Origin of the sequence: Dialister sp., from assembly GCF_051885895.1 — a bacterium.
GTDB lineage: Bacteria > Bacillota > Negativicutes > Veillonellales > Dialisteraceae > Dialister.
The window spans coordinates 71,157-73,422 of the sequence record NZ_JBJEXP010000113.1 but is presented as its reverse complement, the minus strand read 5'-3'; the positions used below and the strand labels follow the sequence as shown (position 1 = coordinate 73,422).

The following is a 2,266-nucleotide window of genomic DNA, read 5'->3' as shown; positions in this document are numbered from 1 at the left end:
TGGAAACATCGGAGAATGGATTTGCTGCGTATGCGGATACGCCAGCGGTGAGTGCTGCCATGGCAGCCAGTGCGAGAATCTTCTTCATAGTTCTTCGCTCCTTTAGAAAAATATATGGATAACCTGCCCTTTCTGAAGGAGTGAAAATACTTCTGCAAGAGTGTCCGTGTTTCCTCTGCTTACCCTCTCTCCTCCCATATCCCCCGGGCCGGAAATATGCTTATTTAAGCATACCATAAAGACATATTTCCTGCATCAGCAGGAACCGGATTTTTATGCATCTTAATTTCTTTTCAGCCGGTACTTTCCATTTTCTCATGAAAGCGAAAAAGAGGAATCCCCATCACGGGATTCCTCTTCGAATCATGTCTTTATGAATATGTATGTATCATATACTATCAAAAATGAAAATGCAATAGATTTTTATAAAAATGCATTATGTGGCAATGCCCGGCGCCCATAATGTCACGCCCACAGGGCAGCTTTATTTCCTGATTTATTCTTCCTCTATTTCCTCCATTTTTTCTTACGGTGTTTTCCCCAGACTGGCAAAGGCAGGAATAAAGCTGTCTCTGATGAGAAAAATCAGTTCGTCGATTTCATCTTCACCATAAATAGCAACAGACTGGTTCCTTTTCTCCAGCATGAGAAGCCATACAGATTGGTCATTCAAGAAGCCCACTTTATATCCCAGCAGAAACTATCAAAGCCTCCACCATTCACTGCAATATCTATGTCATTCCGCGCTGTATTAGTGCCTCCGGCCCGTGAACAAAAAAGGATGACCTGCCTGATATGAGTTTCAGCGGCGAATTTTGAAATGCCGCGGAGCACTCTATCAGGAGAATAAGATTTCGTAATCAGTACTCCTTTCTTATCAGGGAAACACTAATCAGCCGCTCTTTCCAAAAGCGATACGGTCTCCACATGCATGGTCTGAGGGAACATATCCACCGGCTGCACCCGGCGGAGAATATAGCCTGCAGCAGAAAGAATGGCCGCATCTCTGGCAAAGGTAGCGGGATTGCAGGAAACGTAAACGATACGCTTCGGACCCATGGCCGCTGCCGCTTTCAGTACGTCCTCACTGCAGCCGGCGCGGACGGGGTCCATGACGATGATGTCAGGGCGAAGACCTTCTTTATAAAGTTCAGGCATAAGCTTTCCTGCATCGGCCGCATGGAATTCCACATTGTCCACATGGTTGAATTCCGCATTTTTCCAGGCATCATCAATGGCCTCTTTCACGATTTCGATACCGATGACTTTTTTGGCTTTTTTGGCCAGACAGAGGGATATGGTACCGGTGCCGCAGTAGGCATCAATCACTGTCTCGCCGCCGGAAAGGTCCGCATATTCCAGAGCTTTGGCATAGAGCTGTTCGGCCTGCTGCCGGTGCACCTGGAAAAAGGAGAAGGGCGATACTTCAAAGGAAAGGCCTGCCAGGGAAGCGGTGAGAGTCTTTTTTCCCCAGAGATGGTGAAGGGTATTTCCTAAAATCACATTGCCCGGACTTTTCTGTACATTATGGTAAATGGAAACTACTTCCGGCAGCAGCTCCCTCATTTCTTTCACCCACAGTTCCTGGAACGGAAGAGCCGGCGTAGCAGTGACGATAACCACCATGACCTCGCCCTTGTCTCCGGTTCTGGCCATAATATGGCGCACAGATCCTTTGCGGGCCTTCTCATTGTAGCCCTGGATATGGTGCCGGATCATGAATCCTTCTGCAAATCGGAGCACCCGGTTATTTTCCTCTTCCTGAATCAGGCAGCCTTCTATGGGCACCACCTGATGGCTTCCCTGGCGGTAGTATCCCGCCACAGGGCCGCTGGTGGCCTGAGCCACGGGCACCGCCATTTTATTGCGGTAGTTCCAGGGATGTTCCGCTGGAAGAACGGGAAGCACCAGGTCTTCCGAAAAGCCGCCAATACGGCTCACCACGTCCCTCACCCGCTGCTCTTTCACCGCCAGCTGACCTTCATAGGTGAGGTGCGAAATCTGACAGCCGCCGCAGGCATGGTAGGCAGGGCATTCCGGTTTGGCACGGAAAGGAGACTGTTTTTCGATGGAAATCAGTCGTCCCTGGGCATAAGATTTCTTGGCCGCCACGATTTTCGTGGTTACCGTCTCTCCGGGCAGGGCGCCGGGTACAAAAAGGGTGAATCCTTCTACCGTGCCGATACCTTCGCCATGGATACCCAGGTCGCGGATGGAAGCGGTATAAGTTTCGTTCAGTTTGACAGGAATGTTTCTTTTGGTCATA

Annotated in this window: 2 protein-coding genes; both read right to left on the bottom strand. The window is 49.6% G+C overall.

Annotated elements, in window-relative coordinates:
* Positions 1-526: 526 nt before the first annotated feature.
* Complete coding sequence (locus ACI4N7_RS09820; protein ID WP_439733181.1) at positions 527-673, bottom strand: hypothetical protein; 147 nt, start codon at positions 671-673, stop codon at positions 527-529.
* 215 nt (positions 674-888) lie between these two features.
* Positions 889-2,266: 23S rRNA (uracil(1939)-C(5))-methyltransferase RlmD (gene rlmD / locus ACI4N7_RS09815; RefSeq protein WP_439733180.1), on the bottom strand; the 1,378-nt coding region annotated here is incomplete at its 5' end.